General features: G+C 69.1%; 19 protein-coding genes and 1 pseudogene. 6 read left to right on the top strand and 14 right to left on the bottom strand.

Annotated elements, in window-relative coordinates:
• A complete protein-coding gene (locus BM345_RS13430) occupies window positions 1-744 on the top strand; it encodes a DUF72 domain-containing protein (RefSeq protein WP_093380243.1) in 744 nt (247 codons plus the stop codon).
• A gap of 317 nt (window positions 745-1,061) precedes the next feature.
• Here the strand turns inward: BM345_RS13430 and BM345_RS30530 are convergent.
• The 7 genes and pseudogenes from BM345_RS30530 to mltG form a co-directional block, all read right to left on the bottom strand.
• Window positions 1,062-1,412 (bottom strand): annotated as a pseudogene (locus BM345_RS30530) (methylglyoxal synthase); the annotation flags it as partial.
• Window positions 1,413-1,619: 207 nt separating this feature from the next.
• Window positions 1,620-2,291, bottom strand: coding sequence for an ankyrin repeat domain-containing protein (locus BM345_RS13420; RefSeq protein WP_093380242.1), 672 nt, complete (start codon window positions 2,289-2,291; stop codon window positions 1,620-1,622).
• The gene (locus BM345_RS13415; RefSeq protein ID WP_093380240.1) at window positions 2,288-3,097 is read right to left on the bottom strand and encodes a TatD family hydrolase; all 810 of its coding nucleotides are present in this window, start codon (window positions 3,095-3,097) and stop codon (window positions 2,288-2,290) included. The genes BM345_RS13420 and BM345_RS13415 overlap by 4 nt, the downstream gene beginning before the upstream one ends.
• A 71-nt stretch (window positions 3,098-3,168) precedes the next feature.
• Window positions 3,169-3,540 (bottom strand): PilZ domain-containing protein, encoded by a 372-nt coding sequence (locus BM345_RS13410; RefSeq protein WP_093380239.1) that lies wholly within the window; start codon window positions 3,538-3,540, stop codon window positions 3,169-3,171.
• On the bottom strand, window positions 3,537-4,553 hold the full coding sequence (locus tag BM345_RS13405; RefSeq protein WP_093380237.1) for a DNA polymerase III subunit delta': 1,017 nt from the start codon (window positions 4,551-4,553) through the stop codon (window positions 3,537-3,539). Before BM345_RS13405 ends, BM345_RS13410 begins: the two co-directional genes overlap by 4 nt.
• A complete protein-coding gene (tmk, locus tag BM345_RS13400) occupies window positions 4,550-5,185 on the bottom strand; it encodes a dTMP kinase (RefSeq protein ID WP_093380236.1) in 636 nt (211 codons plus the stop codon). Before tmk ends, BM345_RS13405 begins: the two co-directional genes overlap by 4 nt.
• A 40-nt stretch (window positions 5,186-5,225) precedes the next feature.
• Entirely contained in the window at window positions 5,226-6,224 is a 999-nt protein-coding gene (gene mltG / locus BM345_RS13395) for an endolytic transglycosylase MltG (protein WP_093380706.1), read from the bottom strand.
• Window positions 6,225-6,321: 97 nt separating this feature from the next.
• Here mltG and BM345_RS13390 point away from each other — a divergent pair, with 97 nt between their 5' ends.
• Window positions 6,322-7,251, top strand: coding sequence for a CAF17-like 4Fe-4S cluster assembly/insertion protein YgfZ (locus BM345_RS13390; protein ID WP_093380234.1), 930 nt, complete (start codon window positions 6,322-6,324; stop codon window positions 7,249-7,251).
• Window positions 7,252-7,264: 13 nt separating this feature from the next.
• Here BM345_RS13390 and BM345_RS13385 read toward each other — a convergent pair whose 3' ends face one another.
• The 6 genes from BM345_RS13385 to BM345_RS13360 form a co-directional block, all read right to left on the bottom strand.
• Window positions 7,265-7,477 carry a YbdD/YjiX family protein gene (locus BM345_RS13385; protein WP_093380233.1) on the bottom strand — a complete coding sequence of 71 codons (213 nt, stop codon included), beginning with the start codon at window positions 7,475-7,477 and terminating at the stop codon, window positions 7,265-7,267.
• A 46-nt stretch (window positions 7,478-7,523) separates the two neighbouring features.
• A complete protein-coding gene (locus BM345_RS13380; RefSeq protein WP_093380231.1) occupies window positions 7,524-9,581 on the bottom strand; it encodes a carbon starvation CstA family protein in 2,058 nt (685 codons plus the stop codon).
• 114 nt (window positions 9,582-9,695) lie between these two features.
• Window positions 9,696-10,331, bottom strand: a complete 636-nt coding sequence (locus BM345_RS13375; RefSeq protein WP_093380229.1) for a response regulator transcription factor — start codon at window positions 10,329-10,331, stop codon at window positions 9,696-9,698.
• On the bottom strand, window positions 10,328-11,692 hold the full coding sequence (locus BM345_RS13370) for a cache domain-containing protein (protein ID WP_093380228.1): 1,365 nt from the start codon (window positions 11,690-11,692) through the stop codon (window positions 10,328-10,330). The genes BM345_RS13375 and BM345_RS13370 overlap by 4 nt, the downstream gene beginning before the upstream one ends.
• Before the next feature lie 67 nt (window positions 11,693-11,759).
• Window positions 11,760-12,650 carry a YbgC/FadM family acyl-CoA thioesterase gene (locus tag BM345_RS13365; protein ID WP_093380226.1) on the bottom strand — a complete coding sequence of 297 codons (891 nt, stop codon included), beginning with the start codon at window positions 12,648-12,650 and terminating at the stop codon, window positions 11,760-11,762.
• 20 nt (window positions 12,651-12,670) lie between these two features.
• Window positions 12,671-13,591 (bottom strand): alpha/beta hydrolase, encoded by a 921-nt coding sequence (locus BM345_RS13360; RefSeq protein ID WP_093380704.1) that lies wholly within the window; start codon window positions 13,589-13,591, stop codon window positions 12,671-12,673.
• Window positions 13,592-13,757: 166 nt separating this feature from the next.
• Here BM345_RS13360 and BM345_RS13355 point away from each other — a divergent pair, with 166 nt between their 5' ends.
• The gene (locus tag BM345_RS13355; RefSeq protein ID WP_093380225.1) at window positions 13,758-14,894 is read left to right on the top strand and encodes an iron-containing alcohol dehydrogenase; all 1,137 of its coding nucleotides are present in this window, start codon (window positions 13,758-13,760) and stop codon (window positions 14,892-14,894) included.
• A gap of 73 nt (window positions 14,895-14,967) precedes the next feature.
• Here the strand turns inward: BM345_RS13355 and BM345_RS13350 are convergent, their stop codons facing one another.
• Window positions 14,968-15,954 carry a tripartite tricarboxylate transporter substrate binding protein gene (locus tag BM345_RS13350; RefSeq protein WP_093380223.1) on the bottom strand — a complete coding sequence of 329 codons (987 nt, stop codon included), beginning with the start codon at window positions 15,952-15,954 and terminating at the stop codon, window positions 14,968-14,970.
• Between the two features lie 94 nt (window positions 15,955-16,048).
• Here BM345_RS13350 and nthA point away from each other — a divergent pair, with 94 nt between their 5' ends.
• The 3 genes from nthA to BM345_RS13335 are packed head-to-tail and all read left to right on the top strand — an operon-like array spanning window position 16,049 to window position 17,744.
• Window positions 16,049-16,720 (top strand): nitrile hydratase subunit alpha, encoded by a 672-nt coding sequence (gene nthA, locus BM345_RS13345; RefSeq protein WP_093380222.1) that lies wholly within the window; start codon window positions 16,049-16,051, stop codon window positions 16,718-16,720.
• The gene (gene nthB, locus BM345_RS13340; protein WP_093380220.1) at window positions 16,717-17,382 is read left to right on the top strand and encodes a nitrile hydratase subunit beta; all 666 of its coding nucleotides are present in this window, start codon (window positions 16,717-16,719) and stop codon (window positions 17,380-17,382) included. The genes nthA and nthB overlap by 4 nt, the downstream gene beginning before the upstream one ends.
• Entirely contained in the window at window positions 17,379-17,744 is a 366-nt protein-coding gene (locus tag BM345_RS13335; RefSeq protein ID WP_093380219.1) for a nitrile hydratase accessory protein, read from the top strand. The genes nthB and BM345_RS13335 overlap by 4 nt, the downstream gene beginning before the upstream one ends.
• The last annotated feature ends 96 nt before the right edge of the window (window positions 17,745-17,840 follow it).

Here is a 17,840-nt window from a genome sequence, read left to right as displayed (position 1 = left end):
ATGACGGACCTGCGCATCGGCACGGCTGGGTGGAGCATTCCGCGTGCCGTGGCCGGGCGCTTCGAGGGCGAAGGCAGCCACCTGGCGCGCTACGCCCGCGTGCTGAACTGCGCGGAGATCAACACTTCCTTCTACCGCAGCCACAAGCCGGAGGTCTATGCCCGGTGGGCCGCGCAGACGCCTCCAGGCTTCAGATTCGCCATCAAGCTGCCTCGTGAGATCACGCATGAGCGTCGGCTTCGTGCCGCCCGACTCGCCTTGGAGCGCTTCATGTCGGAAGTCTCCGGCCTGGGGGATCGCTTGGGTGTGCTGCTCGTCCAGTTGCCGCCGTCGCTCATCTTCGAGGCCAGACCCGTGCGCAACTTCTTCGGTCTGCTCGGCAGCATGTTCGACGGTGCGGTGGTGTGCGAGCCTCGGCATGGCAGCTGGTTCGAAGCACCCGCCGAGCGCCTGCTCGTGAAAATGCGCGTGGGCCGCGTCGCTGCGGACCCCGCCCGCCATGCCGCGGCGGCAGTCCCCGGCGGCTGGATGGGACCGGCGGGCGATGGGGCGGGCGCCGTCGTCTACCAACGGTGGCACGGCTCGCCGCGCACGTACTACTCCGCTTATGAAGCCGACTGGTTGCAGGCACGTGCCCTTGAGCTCCAGCGGTGGCCTGCGGCTGCCGCCTGCTGGTGCATCTTCGACAACACCGCGTCTGGGGCGGCAGCCTCGAACGCGTTGAGCCTGCGCGCCTTGCTGTAATCGCATTCGCTTTGGGATGATTGAAATAAAGTTCCACTCGCGTTCCGCTCTCCCGCAGCCGCCTGCCTGCAACGGACACGCAACATTTCCAAGGTCGCGCCTTGCACGCGTCAAGGGCGAGTCGGACGCCCGCTCGCCGCGCGGCCAGCTGGGCATGGACCACGTGGCTACGGCTACCGTAATCTGGCCGAGCTGATGGACAAGTACGTGGAGCTGCGGGCGCATGGCGTGATGCTTGGCAAACTGCGCGCCGGTGTTCCAGAGTCGGCTCTGCTGCCTCGGGCGTCCAACTGCCGTTGTCAGTGATTCGGGGTTCGCTATTGAGCTAGGGGTCTCGAGGGGGAGGGCAGGGCAGAGACGGCCCACACGGGGTAGCGATCGGCCGTGATCACTGCGCTCTCCAGCAGTTGGATATCGGCTTCGTGCTGCCGGGCAACATGAGGGTCCTTGAAGAAGACCACTTTTTTGGCAGCGACCCTCCAGTACCAGCTCAGAGATCTGAGCGTCGCAGCCCATCGGCCCGCTTTGAAATGGATGGACCCAGGGGCAGATCTCCTGACCAGCCGCGCGACCAGGCAAGCTCATTCCGCAGGGCGCCCGTACTACCTATTGCGACTCGGCACGCAAACCGCGAGAGCCAGGTCAAAGTGCGAGCCGGCGAAGCCAACCCCGTGCCGCCATCTGCCTTGAATGGACAGAATGCTCAAGGCGGCAATCATTTAACATAATACACATTGTATTATTTATGAGGCTGGGGCAGCTCGGACTCATCCGGCAGCGCAAGGCATTGTCCAAGCGCAAATTGACCGGTTCTAGATAACGGAGACCGGCACTGTCGGATTTGAACCGCGCGCCGGCCTGCCGATCGCCTCAACTCACCACTTGCCGTCCGCCGGCCGCTTCGGCGCTGCCGCCTGCGAGCGCGACAGCAGCTCCACCGAATCCCCGCGGTTGCCGCGCTTGGCGAAGTCCAGCGCCGTCATGCCTTGCTGGTTCTTCATGGACTGGTCCGCGCCCTCGTCGATCAGCAGCTTCACCGCCGCGGCGCTGCCGTACATGGCGGCCATCATCAGCGGCGTGGTGCCGTTGGGCGACTGCGCGTCGATGAAGGCAAAGTTCTCCAGCAGCACCTTCATGATCGCGACCTGCCCGCTGGTGGCTGCGTAATGCAGAGGCGCCCAACCGGTCTTGTTGACGGCGGCGTCGCGAGCGATGAGCTTGGCCACCAGTTCGTCCTGGCCCTTGAGCGCGGCCATCATCAGCGGGCTTTCGTCGGCGCTGTTGACCACGTTCACGTCGACCTTGGGCGACGCCAAGAGCACCTCGATCACCTTGGGCGACGGCTCGCGGATCGCGATCATGAAGCCGGTCTGTCCGCGATCGTCCTTGAGGTTGGGATTGACGCCGCTTTCGATCAGGCTGCGCACGCCGCTGGCGTTGTCGGCCCGCACGGCGCGGAAGTAGTCCAGTTGCGCGTCCGCATGGGCATTCAATGAAAACCCAAGGGCGACAAGAAGATAGATGAATATATTTAAGTATTTTGTCATGCTGCTTTAAGGTCGTGGAACAGCATTTCGAAGTTGTTACTTGTAACTTCGGCGATCTGCTCGACTGGCAGGTTTCGGATATCGGCGATCTGCCGGGCCACGTAAGGCACCAGCGCCGGGCTGTTGGTCTTGCCCCGGAAAGGCACCGGGGCCAGGTAGGGGCTGTCGGTCTCGATCAGCATGCGGTCCAGCGGCACGAAGGCGGCCACCTGGCGCAGGTCCTCGGCCTTCTTGAAGGTCAGGATGCCCGAGAAGGAGATGTAGAAGCCCAGGTCCAGGGCGGCACGGGCCACCTCCGCGGTCTCGGTGAAGCAGTGGAAGACGCCGCCGGCGGCCTTGCCGGCGCCGGTCTCGCCCTCCTCCTTCAGGATCGAAATGGTGTCGGCCGAAGCGTCGCGGGTGTGGATCACCAGCGGCTTGCGCACCTGCTGGGCCGCTCGGATGTGGGTGCGGAAGCGATCGCGCTGCCACTCCATGTCGACTATGCTGCGGCCGCCCTTGCGCTCGTCCATCTGGTAGTAGTCCAGGCCGGTCTCGCCAATGGCCACCACCTTGGGACGCGCCGAGAGCTGCACCAGGCGCTCCACCGTGGGTTCCTCGATGTCCTCGTTGTCCGGGTGCACGCCTACGCTGGCCCAGAAGTTGTCGTAGCGGGCCGCCAGGCCCTGCACGGCGTCGAATTCCTCCAGCGTGGTGCAGATGCACAGCGCCCGGTCAACCTGGGCGGCGGCCATGGCGGCGCGAACCTCGTCCATCCGCTCGGTGAAGTCGGGAAAGCTCAGGTGGCAGTGGGAGTCGGTGAACATGGATGCAGCAATGAAGGCGGTGCGGGCCTCTCAAGGAGGCCCGCCGAAATTGGAGAGCGGAACTCGCCCGCTCAGATGGTCTGCGTCGGCCGGTCCGAGGCGATGGTCCCGCCCAGGGCATCCTCGATTTTCGCCTTGAGCTGGCGCGACTTCTCGTCGGAGGGGAATCGGATGCCCACGCCGGGCGCCCGGTTGCCGGCGGCGCGCTCGGGCGTGATCCAGGCCACCTTGCCGGCCACCGGGTAGCGCGTGGGGTCGTCGGGCAGCGTCAGCAGCACGTAGACGTCGTCGCCCAGGCGGTATTCGCGCGAGGTGGGAATGAAGATGCCGCCCTCTGCGAACAGCGGGATGTAGGCTGCGTAGAGGGCGCCCTTTTCCTTGATCGCCAGCTGGATGACGCTGGGACGTGGCGTGGCGCCGGGTGCGGGGTGGGTGGTGCTCATGGACGGGTTGGCTTGCCGGCGGAGTTTAGGTGGACTTTTGCCTCGCTCACAAGCGCTTCGAGCATCAAACCGGCATTGAAGGGATGTTCTGCGGTTTTTGCCGCACTTGCCAGCGATCGGGACCAAGCCGAAAGGTTTCGTATGGGCGGCGGCGCCGGCAGGTCGGCGGCCTCGAAGAAGCGCGGCTGTGCGCCGACACCGGTGGCCAGCAGGTCGTGGCAGATCTTCTGCAGCACGTCGATGGCCTGGGCCGGGCTGCGGTCGGTCAGCGAGGCCACTTCGCCTCGCCGGATGGCCTGCGGCAGCCGGGACCAGGTCTGGGCCGTGAGGCCGGCGCGGGCCAGCCGCAGGGCATCGTTGGGCCGCCCGCCGGCCGCGCGCAACAGGGGCTCGGCCTCGGCCTTCGGCACGCCCTGCTCCACCAGCCAGGCCTGCGCCTGCGCTGCGTCCGGCCAGGGCATGGTGTAGCCCAGGCAGCGGCTGCGGATGGTGGGCAGGAGCTGCCAGGCGGCCTCGCTGGCCAGCACGAAGCGCACGTCGCCCACCGGCTCTTCCAACGTCTTGAGCAGGGTGTTGGCGGTGACGTTGTTCATCCGCTCGGCCGGGTACACCAGCACCACCTTGCCCCGGCCGCGCGCGTTGGTGCGCTGGGCGAAGGCCACGGCATCGCGCATGGCCTCCACGCGGATCTCCTTGCTGGGCTTGCGCTTCTTGTCGTCCAGGTCGGCCTGCGTCTTCTCGTCCAGCGGCCAGCCCAGCTCGAGCATGGCCACCTCGGGCATCAGCACGCACAGGTCGGCATGGGTGCGCACGTCGATGGCGTGGCAGCTCGCGCACTTGCCGCATGCGCCATGGGGCGTGGGGTCCTCGCAGAGCCAGGCAGAGGCCAGCGCCAGGGCCAGCTCGTACTGGCCCAGGCCCGAGGGGCCCTGCAGCAGCCAGGCATGGCCGCGCTGGCGCAGCAGTTCCTGCAGCGGCGCTGCCAGCCAGCTCGATGCAGCTATCGTGCTCATGCCGACAGGCCCCGCGCCTGCAGCGCCTGCTCCACCTGTTCCCAGACCTGTTCCCGGGTGCGGTTGGCGTCGATCCGCACGAAGCGCGCCGGATCGGCCTCGGCCCGCTTCGCATAGCCAGCGGCCACGCGGCGGAAGAAATCGGCCGACTGCGCCTCGAACTTGTCGGGCGTGCGCGCATCGGCCAGCCGCGCGGCGGCCACTTCGGGCGGCAGGTCGAACCACAGGGTGATGTCGGGCTGCAGCAGGCCGCCGGCCTCGGGCCGTTCCTGCGCCCATTGCTCCAGCGTGGCGAGCACCTGGACATCGAAGCCGCGGCCGCCGCCCTGGTAGGCGAAGGTGGCGTCAGTGAAGCGGTCGGACAGCACCACCTCGCCCCGGGCCAGCGCCGGCGCAATCACCTGGACGATGTGGTCGCGCCGCGCGGCGAAGACCAGCAGCGATTCGGTCAGCGGGTCCATGGGCTGGTTCAGGATCATCCCGCGCAGTTGCTCGGCCAGCGGCGTGCCGCCGGGTTCGCGGGTACGGGTCACCACCCTTCCCTGCTTGCGCAACAGCGCCTCGATCGCATCGAGGTGGCTGGACTTGCCGGCGCCGTCGATGCCTTCCAGGCTCAGGAACAGGGCACTCATGAGCTGCGGGTCCTCGCGCCTTCGGGCGGCCGTGCGGCGATCATTTGTTGCCTCTCTGGTAGCGGTTGACCGCCCGGTTGTGCTCGTCGAGCGAACTGGAGAAATGGCTGGTGCCGTCCCCGCGCGACACGAAGTAAAGCGACTTGCTCTGCGCCGGCTGCACCGCCGCCAGCAGCGCCGCCTTGCCCGGCATCGAGATGGGCGTGGGCGGCAGGCCGCCGCGGGTGTAGGTGTTCCAGGGGGTGTCGGCCTGCAGGTCCCGCTTGCGGAGGTTGCCGTCGAAGCTGGCGCCCAGGCCGTAGATCACCGTCGGATCGGTCTGCAGCGGCATGCCTACGCGCAGCCGGTTGATGAAGACGGCCGCGATCTCGGCGCGATCGGAGGGCTTTCCTGTCTCCTTCTCGACAATGCTGGCCAGGATCAGCGCCTGTTCGGGCGTCTTGAGCGGCAGGTCGGAGGCACGGGCGGTCCAGGCGGCGTCCAGGTGCCGGTCCATGGCCCGCATGGCGCGCTGCAGCACCGCCACGTCGGTAGAGCCCTTGGAATAGGTATAGGTGTCGGGGAAGAAGCGCCCCTCGGGATGCACCCCGGGCCGGCCCAGCTTGGCCATGAGGGCTTCTTCGGTGTCGCCCACGGTGTCGGGCTTGAGCTGGTCGGCCTTGGCCAGGGCGGCACGCACCTGCCGGATGTTCCAGCCTTCCACCAGCACCACGCTGCGGGTGGCTTCCTCGCCGCGCACCAGCACGGCCAGCAGGCTCTTGGGCGTGACGCCGCGCTCCAGCTCGTAGCTGCCGGCGCGGATCTGACGGTCCTGCCCCGAGATGCGGAACCACCAGTACAAGAGCGGCGGCGACACGTCCACGCCGGCATCGGCCACCAGCTGGGCGACGCCGCGCGGGGTGGTGCCGGGCTCGACCGGCAGGTCGGCGGTTGCGGCCTTCATGGGCAGCGGCTGGTGCACCCACCACAAACCCCAGGCGCCCACGCCCAGGGCCACGAAGGATGCGAGAAGGAAGATGGTGAGGAAGAAGCGGCGCACGTCTGCGAAAGCGGGTGTCGAGCGGGTGTCGGAAAGGGCTGCGGCCGGAAGGCCCTGCGCCCCGGACGGTGGCGGGTGGGCCATGATAATTCAGGCAATGACCCTTCCTGTTTCGCTTCCCAGCGGGGCTTGTGCCCTCCCCCATCTTTGCGTGATCGCCGCCGAAGGCCCGGATGCCGCCAGCTTCCTGCACGGCCAGCTGACCCAGGACTTCTCGCTGCTAGACGGCACGCAGGCACGCCTGGCGGCGCTGTGCACCGCCAAGGGCCGGATGATCGCCAGCTTCGTCGGCATCCGGCCGCAGCCGGAGACCATCCTGCTGGTGTGCAGCCAGGACATCCTGGCCGCCACGCTCAAGCGGCTGTCCATGTACGTGCTGCGGGCCAAGGCCAAGCTGCGCGACGCCAGCGCTGAATTCATGCTGTACGGCCTGGCCGGCGATGCACTGGCCGCCAACGGCATCGACGCCGCCGCCGCGCCCTGGCAGCGCAGCGCCAAGGGCGCGGCCAGCGTGGTGTCGCTCTACCCGGCCGACGGCGTGCCGCGTGCCCTGTGGATCGCCCCGGCGGGCACGCCGGCGCCGGTCGGGGCCGAACTGGACCTGGCCGCCTGGCAATGGGGCGAGGTGCGCAGCGCGGTCGCCACGCTGACCACGCCGGTGCTGGATGCCTTCGTGCCGCAGATGCTCAACTACGAGTCCATCGGCGGCGTGAACTTCAAGAAAGGTTGCTACCCCGGCCAGGAGGTGGTGGCGCGCAGCCAGTTCCGCGGCACGCTCAAGCGCCGGGCCTACGTGGTCGGTGCGAGCGCGCCCTTGGTGGCCGGGCAGGAAGTGTTCGGCGCCAACGATGCGGAACAGCCGGTGGGCACGGTCGTGCAGGTTGCCACCGCGCCCGACGGCTCCTCGGCCGCACTGGTCTCGATGCAGATCGCCGCGCTCGAGGCCGGTGGCCTGCATGCCGGCAGCGCGGACGGCCCGGCCCTCAAGGTCGAGCCCCTCCCCTACGCGCTCCTGGCCGACATCTAAAGGCTTCTTGGTCTCAGCAGCAGCGGCCGCGCCCGCTGCCGTAGCGGGCCTCCTGCCGCTCGCGGAAGAAGGCTTCGTAGCTCATCGGCGCCTGCTCCGGATGGGTGCGCTCCATGTGCGTCAGGTAGGCGTCGTAGTCGGGCAGGCCCACCATGAGGCGCAGCGACTGCGCCAGCGAGCGGGTGAGGTAGCGCCCGGCCTCGGGCAAGGATGAACCTAGGCTCATCGGAAAAGCTCCGTGCGGGCCTTCGTCGGGGCGGCCTGGCATGCGTTCATGACGCGGCCACCGGTTCGAAGGGCGTCTCGTGCGTCGTCGGCTTGTTCGAGGCCCGCGCTGCCAGCACGCTGCGCACCGTGTAGAGCAGCACGCTCAGCACCACGAAGATGAAGAGCCCGCACAGCGCCGCGTCCAGCCGGTCGTTGAAGACGATGCGCGACATCGCCTCGGGCGTCTTGGCCGGCGCGAGCAGCACGCCCTTCTCCAGCGCCTCGGCGTACTTCGCGGCATGCGAAAGGAAGCCCACCTTGGGGTCGTCCGAGAAGATCTTCAGCCAGCCGCCGGTCAGCGTGCACACCAGCAGCCAGGCGGCCGGCGCGATCGCCACCCAGGCATAGCGCTCGCGCTTCATGCGGTAGAGCACCACCACGCCCAGCATCAGCGCCACCGCGGCCAGCATCTGGTTGGAGATGCCGAACAACGGCCACAGCGTGTTGATGCCGCCCAGCGGATCGACCACGCCCTGGTAGAGGAAGTAGCCCCAGGCCGCCACGCACAGGAAGGTGGCCAGCAGGTTGGCCGCGAAGGAATCGGTGCGCTTGAGCGCCGGCACGAAGCTGCCCATCAGGTCCTGCAGCATGAAGCGCCCGGCGCGCGTGCCGGCATCGACCGCGGTGAGGATGAACAGTGCCTCGAACAGGATCGCGAAGTGGTACCAGAAGGCCATCATGGCCTGCCCGCCGATGGCCTGGTGCAGGATGTGGGCCATGCCCACCGCCAGCGTGGGCGCGCCGCCCGCGCGGCCGAGGATGGTGCTTTCACCCACGTCCTTGGCGGTCTGCACCAGCATCTCGGGCGTGACCACGAAGCCCCAGCTGGAGATGGTCTGCGCAACCGCCGCCGGCGTGCTGCCCACCAGCGCGGCCGGGCTGTTCATCGCGAAGTACACGCCCGGCTCGATGCAGGCCGCGGCCACCAGCGCCATCACGGCGACGAAGGACTCGGCCAGCATGCCGCCGTAGCCGATGAAGCGGGCATTGCGTTCGTTGTCCAGCATCTTGGGCGTGGTGCCCGACGCAATCAGCGCATGGAAGCCCGACACCGCGCCGCAGGCGATGGTGATGAACAGGAAGGGAAAGAGGCTGCCCGACCACACCGGCCCGTTGCCCTGCGCGAACTGCGTGATGGCCGGCATCTGCAGCGTGGGCGCGACGAACACGATGCCGATGGCCAGCGCGACGATGGTGCCGATCTTCAGGAAGGTGGAGAGGTAGTCGCGCGGCGCCAGCAGCAGCCACACCGGCAGGCTGGCAGCGATGAAGCCGTAGCCCACCAGCATCCAGGTCAGCGTCTTGCCGTCGAAGGTGAACATCGGGCCCCAGGTCGGGCTGGCGGCCACCGCCTGGCCACCGAAGATGGCCAGCATCAGCAGCACGAAGCCGATCACCGAGATCTCGCCGATGCGCCCCGGGCGGATATAGCGCAGGTACACGCCCATGAAGACCGCCACCGGAATCGTCGCGGCCACCGTGAAGGTGCCCCAGGGCGACTCGGCCAGCGCCTTCACCACGATCAGGGCCAGCACGGCCAGGATGATGATCATGATCATGAAGGTGCCGAACAGCGCGATCATGCCGGGCACCGGCCCCATCTCCTGCTTGATCAGGTCGCCCAGCGAGCGCCCGTCGCGTCGCGTGGAGATGAACAGCACGATGAAGTCCTGCACCGCGCCGGCGAAGACCACGCCGGCCAGGATCCACAGCAGGCCGGGCAGGTAGCCCATCTGCGCCGCCAGCACCGGCCCGACCAGCGGGCCCGCACCCGCGATGGCCGCGAAGTGGTGGCCGAACAGCACGTTCTTGTCGGTCGGCACGTAGTCCAGGCCGTCGTTGTGGCGGTGGGCCGGCGTCTTGCGGCTGCCGTCCAGGCCCAGCACCCGGTCGGCGATGAACAGGCTGTAGTAGCGGTAGGCGATCAGGTAGGTGCAGACCGCGGCGGCCACCACCCACAGGGCGCTGACGGCTTCGCCGCGCGCCAGGGCCACCGTGCCGAGCGCGAAGGCGCCGACGATGGCCACGAGGAACCACACCAGGTGGCGACGGATGTTGTGCATTTGGATGTCTCCTTGGGACGCGAACCCGGGGAGTGTCGCGAGCCAGGCCCGCGCCGGCATCCGTCGCACCGCGCGGTTCGACCGCGCGGCATTGCCTAAGGGATAACCCTGAACCTAGTTGGCGTCGAAACGCCGCGCATGCTCGACGGCGTACTTGATGAGCTCCGCCTGCCCCTCGATGCCCAGCCGCCGCTTGATGCTCTGGCGGTGCGCCTCGATGGTCCGCACGCTCAGGCCGAGGGTGCGCGCGATCTGCTTGCTCGATTCGCCGCGCCCGAGGGCCGAGAGGATCTCGCTCTCGCGTGGCGTGAGCAGGGGCCGCGGCGCCTGGTTACGGAACAAGCGTTGGGACACTGCAGGGCTGAGGAAGGTTCCGCCGGCCGCCACCGCCTCGATGGCCGCCACGATCTCTGCGGCGGGCGCGTCCTTGAGCACGTAGCCGCGCGCGCCGGCCTGCAGCGCCTGCTGCACGTACTCGGGGTTGTCGTACATGCTGAGCATGACCACGCGCACGTCGGCGTGCTGCGCGTGCAGCGCGGCGGCCAGTTCGATGCCGTTCATGTCCTTCATGCCCACGTCGGCCAGCACCAGGTGGGGCTTGAGCGCCGGAATGGCCGCCAGCGCCTCGGCGCCGCTGCCGGCCTCGCCCACGATCTCGATGCCTGGCAGCGGATCCAGCCGCGCGCGCAGGCCGTCGCGCACCAGCGGATGGTCGTCGACCAGGAAGATGCGAACCACCGCTGTCGTCATGCCTTCTCCAGGCTCTTCGCCGGAACCGCCGCGACGATGGTGGTGCCGCCACCCGGCTTCGAGCGGACGGAAAGACGGCCGCCGATGGATGCGATTCGCTCGCGCATGTTGCGCAGGCCGATGCCGCGCTGCGGATCGAGCTGCGTGGCCTCGACGTCGAAGCCCGTGCCGTCGTCGCCCACCTCCAGCCGCACGCCGCGCTCGTCGAAGGCCAGGCCGATGCGCACCTGCCGCGCCTGCGAATGCTTGCGCACGTTGGTCAGGGCCTCCTGCGTCACGCGAAAAAGCGCGGTCTTCACGTCTTCCGGCAGCTCGCGCGACTCGCCCAGCATGGAGACCGAAACGGCCGCACCGCCCTCCTCCCCGAATTCGTCGCCCAGCCGCTCCAGCGCCGCCGGCAGCCCCAGCGTGTCGAGCAGGGCCGGCCGCAGGCGATGCGAGATGCGCCGCACCTCGGCCAGCGACTGGTTCAGCCGTGCCAGCGCCTTGCCCAGGGCCGGCGGCGCGGGCTGCCGGTCGCGCTCCAGCGCGTCCACCGCCGATTCGATGAGCAGCTTGGTCGACACCAGCGTCTGGCTGGTGCCGTCGTGCAATTCGCGCGCGAGGTGGCCGCGCTCTTCCTCCTGTGACTGCACCACCTGGCGGGCGAGCAGCCGCAGCTTGCCCTCGGCCACGCGGTGCTCGCTGAGGTTGAGCAGGACGCCCCCAGCGCTCACCACTCCCAGGCCCAACGCGGCGATGCCGGCGATCCACAGCATGGTGGTCGCCACGTTCGAGTTCATCTGGCGGTCCAGCGTCTTCATGACCACCTGGATGTCGTCCAGGTACAGGCCAGTGCCCACCATCCAGTTCCAGCGCGGGAGCGCGATCACGTAGCCGAGCTTGGGGGCAGTCTGCGCGCTGGAGGGCTTGCGCCACTGGTACTCGACATAGCCACCGCCGGCGTTGGCGCGGGCGATCAGGTCCTGGATGGTGAAGCGGCCATCCTTGTCGCGCAGCTCCCACAGGTTCTGCCCCACCAGCTCGGGTTGGCGCGAGTGCATCAGGGACCGGCCCTGCAGGTCGTAGACGAAGAAGTAGCCGTCGTTGCCGTAATCCAGGGCGGCCAGCCGCCGCAGTGCCTCGGCGCGGGTGGTCTCGTCGTCCAGGCCCGCGTCGTACAACGGGCGCACCGTGCTGAGCGCCAGTTCGACATAGCTGCGCAGCTCGTTGCGGCGCTGCGCCATGTAGGCGTCCTCGAACAGGGCCTGCTCGCGCCGGGCCAGGTCGCGCTCCTGGTGGCGCACGGCCAGCGCCACGAGCACCAGTGCCATCAGCAGGGGCGCGACGGCCAGGGCGACGATCTTGGTGCGCAGGTTCATGGGGATGGCAAGCCTAGCAGGCGACCGCGCCTTCGACTGCAGCGCGCCGCCGGCGCACTCCGGGTCGCTAGAGCGTGCGCCGCATCTCGATGTGGGCGATGCCCGCTTCCTCGAAGGCCTCGCCGTGTGGCTGGTAGCCCAGGCGCTGGTAGAAGCCCTCGGCGCTGCGCTGCGCATGCAGGCCCACCTCGCGGTCGCCGCGGGCGCGGGCAGCGTCTTCCAGCGCGCGCAGCATGGCCGCGCCCCAGCCGCCGCCGCGCAGCACGCGGTGAACGGCCATGCGTCCGATGCGGGCCATGCCGGGGTAGGCAGGGTCGTGCAGCAGGCGGCCCGTGGCCACGACCTGGCCCAGCCGGTTGCGCACCACGCCATGCACGGCCGTGGCGTCGGCGTCGTCCCATTCCATCTCGGCGGGAATGGACTGCTCCTCGATGAAGACCGTGCGACGCAGGGCCGAGGCGCCCTCGCCCAGTTCGTCCCAGCCGCCGGTCTTGAGCTCGCACATGGTCTCGCCCTGCTCGAAGCCTTCGAGCGTGCGGCGCAGTGCCGCGGGCACCGGCCGCGAGGTCTGCGTGGCCGGGTCGGCGAACACGTAGAGCAGGTCGCAGCCCACCAGGAACTGGTCGCCGCGGAACAGCCCGCCTTCGAACAGCATGGACGAATTGCCGATGCGCGCGCAGCGCATGGCCACGTCGAGCACGTCGTCGACGCGTGCCGAGGCGTGGAAGTCCACCGTGGCCTTGCGCACGTAGAGGTCGCCTTCCAGTGCGTGCATCGACTCCTCGTAGGGCAAGGCCAGCGCGCGCCAGTAGTCGGCGATGGCGGTGTCGAAGTACATGAGGTAGTGGGCGTTGAAGACGATCTTCTGCATGTCCACCTCGGCCCAGCGCACGCGCAGGCGGTGGAAGAAGCGGAAGTCGGCGCGCCGGCGGGGCGCGTTGGGCTCGAAGGCTTGCATGGCTTGTCTCTTGTCGTTTATCAGGGGGCCGTCAGCGCATCGGCCAGCGCGCGGGCGGCGTCGGCGTGCGCCTGCAGGGCCTCGGGAATGGCGCGGCCCATCTTCACGAATTCATGGGTCACGCCGCGGTAGATCTCCAGGTCCACCGGCACGCCGGCGGCGCGCAGCTTGTCGGCGTAGGCAATGCCCTCGTCGATGAGCGGATCGACCTCGGCCAGGCCGAGCCAGGCGGGCGCGACGCCCTCCACGTCATCGGCCAGCAAGGGGGCGAAGCGCCAATCCTCGCGGTCGGCGTGGCTGGGGATGTACTGGCCGAAGAAGTAGTCGACCATCGGCTTGGGCAGGAGCGGCACGTCCTGCAGCAGGCGGTGCGACTCGGTGTCCTGGAGCGCCGTGGTGCCGGGATAGATGAGCAGCTGCAGGGCCAGCGGCAGGCCCGCGTCGCGCGCCTGGATGGCGCAGGCCGCGGCCAGGGTGCCACCGGCGCTGTCGCCGCCCACGGCCAGGCGCGATACGTCCAGGCCCAGTTCGCCGCCGCCCTGCTTCGCCAGCCAGGCCAGCGCGTCCCAGGCGTCGTCGTGGGCGGTGGGAAAGCGGTGCGCCGGCGCCAGGCGGTAGTCCAGCGACACGACCGCGCAGCCCGACTTCTGCGACAGCACGCGGCACAGCGTGTCGTGCGTGGCGATGCTGCCCACGGTGAAGCCGCCGCCATGGAAGTACAGCAGCACCGGCAGGCGCTCGCGCGACGGCGCGTACAGGCGTGCAGGCAGCGAATGCCCGTCGCGGGCGGGAATGGCGAAGTCCTCCACGCGATCGAGCTGCGGCTTGGGCACTTCGAGCACGCCGGCGCCGCGTTCGTAGGCGGCGCGCGCTTCGTCGGGGCTCAGCGTGTAGAGGGGCGGATGGCCGGCGCGCTCCATGCGCTCGACCACGTTCGCCATCTTGGGCGTCAACTGGGGGAGTTTCACTGCAGGCAGGCCACCGGGCCGCGGCTGTCGCACTTGCGACCCCGGGTGCACGTGGCAAGGGTTTTGTTCATGCGGGGGGAATGCCGAATTTGCTAGATTGGGCGCCCCGCATCGTAGCCGCTTCGACGAAGACTCCACCATGGCGCTCATCCAATACCTGACCCAAGTCCAGTTCGAATTCGGTGCCATTCGCCTGCTCAGCAGCGAATGCGCACGCGTGGGCATCAACCGCCCGCTGATCGTGACCGATGCCGGCGTGCGTGCCGCCGGCGTCTTGCAGAAGGCGCTGGATGCGCTGGCCGACCTGGAAGTGGCGGTGTTCGACCAGACGCCGTCCAACCCCACCGAGGCCGCGGTGCGCGCCGCCGTCGAGGTCTACCGCACCCAGCGCTGCGACGGCCTGGTGGCGGTCGGCGGCGGCTCGGCCATCGACTGCGCCAAGGGCGTGGCCATCGCCGCCACGCACGAGGGGCCGCTCAAGACCTACGCCACCATCGAGGGCGGCTCGCCCAAGATCACCGAGCGCGCCGCGCCGCTGATCGCCGTGCCCACCACCGCCGGCACCGGCAGCGAGGTGGCGCGCGGCGCCATCGTCATCGTGGACGACCACCGCAAGCTGGGCTTCCACAGCTGGAACCTGATGCCCAAGGCCGCCGTCTGCGACCCCGAGCTCACCCTCGGGCTGCCGCCGCGCCTGACGGCCGCCACCGGCATGGACGCGATCGCGCACTGCATGGAGACCTTCATGTCGGCCGCCTTCAACCCGCCGGCCGACGGCATCGCGCTGGACGGCCTGGAGCGCGCCTGGGGCCACATCGAGCGCGCCACCCGCGACGGCCAGGACCGCGAGGCCCGCCTGAACCTGATGAGCGCCTCGATGCAGGGCGCCATGGCCTTCCAGAAGGGCCTGGGCTGTGTGCATTCGCTCAGCCACAGCCTGGGCGGCATCGATCCCCGCCTGCACCACGGCACCCTCAACGCCATGTTCCTGCCGGCCGTGATTGCCTTCAACAGCCAGGCCGAGTCGGTGCGCAAGGACCAGCGCCTGGCGCGCATGGCGCAGGCCATGCACCTGGACACCGCCGCCGACCTCGGGCCGGCCATCCGGGACATGAACGCCCGCCTGGGCCTGCCCACGGGCCTGGCCGAGTTGGGCGTGAAGCCGGATATGTTCGACGACATCATCAAGGGCGCACTGGCCGACCACTGCCACAAGACCAACCCGCGCGAGGCGTCGCGCGAGGACTACGTGCAGATGCTCGAAGCGTCGATGTGAACGCCTGCGTGACGCAGGAGCCGGGTGCAGCGGGTCGGGATGCCCTGTCTAGCTGGCGCCCGGCCTGGAGGCATTAGTCCGCCTTCACGCCGGCGGTGCGGATCACATCGCCCCACTTGCGCGTCTCGGCGGCGATGAAGGCATCGAACTCCTGCGGCGTGCTTCCCGCCGCGAAGGTGCCCATGGCATCGAGCTTGGCACGTGTCTCTTCGCTGCGGATGATGCGAGCGACCTCCTCCGACATGCGCTGGACGATGTCCCGCGGCGTGCCCGCCGGCGCCAGCATGCCCGCCCAGGTGCTGCCGGTGAAGTTGGCAAAGCCCTGCTCGACGAAGGTGGGCACATCGGGCAGCACAGGCAGGCGGCGCTCGCTGGCCACCCCGATGAGGCGGACCTTGCCGGCCTTGCCCTGGTTGATGAGCCCCGTGGGCGCATCGAAGAAAAGCTGGATCTGCCCGCCCAGCAGGTCGGTCAGCGCGGGCACCGCGCCGCGGTACGGAACGTGGACCATGTAGGTGCGGGTCTGCGCCTTCCACAGCTCGGTCGTGAGGTGCGCGGCCGAGCCGTTGCCGGATGAACCGAAGCTCACCTTGCCGGGGTTGGCACGCGCGTAGTCGATCAGTTCCTTCGCGGTCTTGAAGGGCGCGTTGTTGTTGACCGCCGCCAGCAGCGGCGATACGCCCATCAGCGACACGCCCACCAGGTCCTTCGCAGGGTCGTAGGGCAGTTTCGGGTACAGCGTGGTGTTGGCCGCATACGCCGCGATCACCACCCCGAAGGTGCTGCCGTCCGGCGGCGCCTTGGCCACCGCATCGACGCCGATCAGGCTGTTCGCGCCCGGCTTGTTGTCGATGACCACGGGTTGCCCGAGGCGTGCCTGCAGGCCCGGCTGCACCAGCCGCGCCATCTGGTCGGTGAAGCCGCCCGGCGTGTAGGGCACGACGATGCGGATGGGCCTGGCGGGCCATGCGCCCTGCCCGAGCGCCGGCGCGCACACCGCGGCGGCGCCGGCTGCGAGCGACAGGTTGAAGTGGCGGCGCGAGATGCGTGATTGGCTCATCGGGGGAAAGTCTCCAAGCAAGGCATGCAGGAGATTCTGTGAGCGCCTCCCACGGCGCATGACAGGGTTTGCCCGTGCGGGCTAGCATGTCGGCATGGCGCACGACCACGAACACCATCACGATCACGATCACGGCCACGGCCACGGCCACGACGGCGATCATGACCACGAGCACAGCGAACTCGGCCCCATGGACCTTCGCGTGCGCGCGCTGGAAAGCGTGCTCACGCAAAAGGGCTACGTCGACCCGGCGGCGCTCGATGCGCTGATCGACACCTACCAGACGAAGATCGGCCCGCGCAACGGCGCGCGCGTTGTGGCCAAGGCCTGGAGCGATCCGCAGTTTGCCGACTGGCTGGCAAGCGACGCCACGGCTGCGATCGCCTCCCTGGGCTTCACCGGCCGCCAGGGCGAGCACATGGTGGCGGTGTTCAACGACGCGGACCAGCACCACATGGTCGTCTGCACCCTGTGCAGCTGCTACCCCTGGCCGGTGCTGGGCCTGCCGCCCACCTGGTACAAGAGCGCGCCCTACCGCTCGCGGGCCGTGCGCGATCCGCGCGGCGTGCTGGCGGAGTTCGGCGTGACACTGCCAGACACCACCGCGATCCGCGTGTGGGACTCGACCGCCGAGCTGCGCTACCTGGTGATCCCCCGGCGCCCCGCTGGCACTGATGGCTGGAGCGAAGACAAGCTCGCCGATCTGGTGACGCGCGACTCCATGATCGGCACCGGCCTCGCCCGCCAGCCCGGGAGCGCGTCATGAGCTACCAGAGCCACGCCGACCTGGGCGGCCGCGACATGCCCGGCGCGATCGTGCCGGAGCCCGAAGGCGAGCTCTTCCATGGCGACTGGGAGCCGCGCGCCCTCGCCCTCACCCTGGCCATGGGCGCCACCGGCAGCTGGAACATCGACGCCAGCCGCAGCGTTCGCGAGTCCCTGCCGGACTACGCGCAACTGAGCTACTACCAGATCTGGCTCGCCGCCCTTGAAAAGCTGATGCTGGAGCGAGGCCAGGTCCAGGCGGACGAGATCGAGTCGGGCCGCATGCTGCATGCGCCGGCACCTGTGAAGCGCGTGCTGAAGGCGGCCGACGTGCCGCAGGTGCTGGCCAAGGGCTCGCCCACCGAGCGACCGGCGACGGCGCCTGCGCGCTTCGCCGTCGGCCAGCAGGTGCGCGCGCGAGCCGCCCGCGTGGACCACCACACCCGCCTGCCCGGCTACGCGCAGGGCAAGCTCGGCCGCATCGAGCGAGTCAATGGCATGCACGTGTTCGCCGATGCGAACGCGCAGGGCCAGGGTGAGGCGCCGCAGTGGCTGTACACCGTGTGCTTCGATGGCCAGGCCCTGTGGGGCGACGAGGCGAAGCCCGGCCTCACCGTGTCCATCGACGCCTGGGAAAGCTACCTGGAGGCCGTGCCCGCATGAGCTTTCCTTCCGACCTCTTCGCCGGCATGCCGCGCGATGGCAGCGAGCCGGTCTTCCGCGAGCCCTGGGAGGCGCATGCCTTCGCGATGGCGGTGTCGCTTCATGCCAAGGGCCTGTTCACCTGGCCCGAATGGGCGCAAGCGCTGGCCGCGCAGATCAGCAAGGCCCAGGCCGAAGGCGACGCCGACGTAGGCGACACCTACTACCACCACTGGCTGGCCACGCTGGAGGCGCTGGTCGCACGCAAGGGCGCGAGCGATGCGTCGGAGCCGGCGAAATACCGCGACGCCTGGCACAGCGCGGCGCATCGCACGCCGCACGGCAAGCCGATCGAGCTGCTAGCGCAGGACTTCGCCGGCTAGCTGTGATGTCTCAATAGGTTGTTCACCCGGAAGAGTCTGGGAGACTGGAGTTACGACGCTTCAGAACTTTCCAGAAGGAACAACCGGGTGAACAGC

The organism is Variovorax sp. OV329 (assembly GCF_900114785.1).
In the GTDB taxonomy this organism is placed as follows: Bacteria; Pseudomonadota; Gammaproteobacteria; order Burkholderiales; family Burkholderiaceae_C; genus Variovorax.
Note: the sequence above shows the minus strand (reverse complement) of the source record. Positions and strands in the feature narration are given on the sequence as shown.

Excerpts from the sequence above, each read along its gene's own strand:
- tmk (WP_093380236.1), bottom strand. The coding sequence starts at position 5,185 with ATGAGTGCCCTGTTCCTGAGCCTGGAAGGCATCGACGGCGCCGGCAAG.
- BM345_RS13350 (WP_093380223.1), bottom strand. The coding sequence starts at position 15,954 with ATGAGCCAATCACGCATCTCGCGCCGCCACTTCAACCTGTCGCTCGCA.
- BM345_RS13365 (WP_093380226.1), bottom strand. The coding sequence starts at position 12,650 with ATGCAAGCCTTCGAGCCCAACGCGCCCCGCCGGCGCGCCGACTTCCGC.
- BM345_RS13380 (WP_093380231.1), bottom strand. The coding sequence starts at position 9,581 with ATGCACAACATCCGTCGCCACCTGGTGTGGTTCCTCGTGGCCATCGTC.
- BM345_RS13410 (WP_093380239.1), bottom strand. The coding sequence starts at position 3,540 with ATGAGCACCACCCACCCCGCACCCGGCGCCACGCCACGTCCCAGCGTC.
- BM345_RS13385 (WP_093380233.1), bottom strand. The coding sequence starts at position 7,477 with ATGAGCCTAGGTTCATCCTTGCCCGAGGCCGGGCGCTACCTCACCCGC.
- BM345_RS13375 (WP_093380229.1), bottom strand. The coding sequence starts at position 10,331 with ATGACGACAGCGGTGGTTCGCATCTTCCTGGTCGACGACCATCCGCTG.
- BM345_RS13335 (WP_093380219.1), top strand. The coding sequence starts at position 17,379 with ATGAGCTTTCCTTCCGACCTCTTCGCCGGCATGCCGCGCGATGGCAGC.
- BM345_RS13420 (WP_093380242.1), bottom strand. The coding sequence starts at position 2,291 with ATGACAAAATACTTAAATATATTCATCTATCTTCTTGTCGCCCTTGGG.
- BM345_RS13405 (WP_093380237.1), bottom strand. The coding sequence starts at position 4,553 with ATGAGCACGATAGCTGCATCGAGCTGGCTGGCAGCGCCGCTGCAGGAA.
- BM345_RS13370 (WP_093380228.1), bottom strand. The coding sequence starts at position 11,692 with ATGAACCTGCGCACCAAGATCGTCGCCCTGGCCGTCGCGCCCCTGCTG.
- BM345_RS13430 (WP_093380243.1), top strand. The coding sequence starts at position 1 with ATGACGGACCTGCGCATCGGCACGGCTGGGTGGAGCATTCCGCGTGCC.
- BM345_RS13355 (WP_093380225.1), top strand. The coding sequence starts at position 13,758 with ATGGCGCTCATCCAATACCTGACCCAAGTCCAGTTCGAATTCGGTGCC.
- BM345_RS13390 (WP_093380234.1), top strand. The coding sequence starts at position 6,322 with ATGACCCTTCCTGTTTCGCTTCCCAGCGGGGCTTGTGCCCTCCCCCAT.
- BM345_RS13415 (WP_093380240.1), bottom strand. The coding sequence starts at position 3,097 with ATGTTCACCGACTCCCACTGCCACCTGAGCTTTCCCGACTTCACCGAG.
- BM345_RS13360 (WP_093380704.1), bottom strand. The coding sequence starts at position 13,591 with ATGGCGAACGTGGTCGAGCGCATGGAGCGCGCCGGCCATCCGCCCCTC.
- nthB (WP_093380220.1), top strand. The coding sequence starts at position 16,717 with ATGAGCTACCAGAGCCACGCCGACCTGGGCGGCCGCGACATGCCCGGC.
- nthA (WP_093380222.1), top strand. The coding sequence starts at position 16,049 with ATGGCGCACGACCACGAACACCATCACGATCACGATCACGGCCACGGC.